The organism is Anaerostipes sp. Marseille-Q3525 (assembly GCF_018223505.1).
In the GTDB taxonomy this organism is placed as follows: Bacteria; Bacillota; Clostridia; order Lachnospirales; family Lachnospiraceae; genus Anaerostipes; species Anaerostipes amylophilus.
Window position 1 is genome coordinate 1 of record NZ_JAGTTT010000079.1, and the last position, 930, is coordinate 930.

General features: G+C 46.3%; 1 protein-coding gene. It reads left to right on the forward strand.

Annotated features, from left to right (window positions below; translation table 11 throughout):
* Positions 1 to 930, forward strand: a 930-nt coding sequence (locus KE503_RS14355) for a DNRLRE domain-containing protein (protein ID WP_212385713.1), incomplete at both ends; no start/stop codon positions are given.

Consider the following 930-nt stretch of genomic DNA (forward strand, 5'->3'; position numbering starts at 1 on the left):
TGCATCTTGATGAAGATTACTTTCAGGAGAAAGACCGGGAATATCCGGTAACGATCGATCCGACCGTATCATGGACCGGTTCCACAAACTTCTGGGATGTCTATGTGATCAACGGATCTTATAAGAATACAAACTTCTATGACAGCGGCATCACAGCCATGATGGCAGGAAAAGCCAAACAGGGAGTTTACCGTACCTATCTCCGCTTCAAGGATTTTACCAAGAAGATCGAAGGAAAATACGTGGACAGTGCAACCCTTACGATGTATGAGACAGGAAGCAGCCAGAGCGGACAGACGATCGAGGCAAGAAGAGTCACAGGAGGATGGACAAGATCCGGATTAAAATGGAGCAACCGTCCGGGATACAGCACCAACTATGGAAGTGTGAAGACAACAGGAAAAGCCAAGAAAGGAAGAAGCATCAATCTGACCCAGTATGCAAGGGAGTGTGCTTCCGGGAAGATCACATCTTACGGAGTGATGTTAAAGAACTCTGATGAGACAAAGAGTTATGGACAGTTCTATGGTTCAAGGGCTTCCGCAAACCGTCCGAAACTGTCAGTGACTTACTATGACGGACCAACAACAGCAGCCAGTGCATCTGCGACACCAAGATATGTTGGAAAGAATACGCATTCGATCAAGCTTGCATGGACAGGGATCAATGCAAAATCATTAAACAGAGTGGAATACCGTCTGGCAACATGGGTTAATAACGCGGAAGGAAATTCAAATTATGTGCCATATTCCAGTTCGACAAAGATCGGAACAACATCCAGCGGATCAGCCACTATCAACAGCGATAAGTGGGCAGAAGGAGATTATAAGATCGTTGTCCGTGGAGTGGACAACGGATATATCAATGGATATGGAAAAGGGGCATGGTTTACGATCGACCGTACAGCACCGGCATTTGCAAGTGATCCGG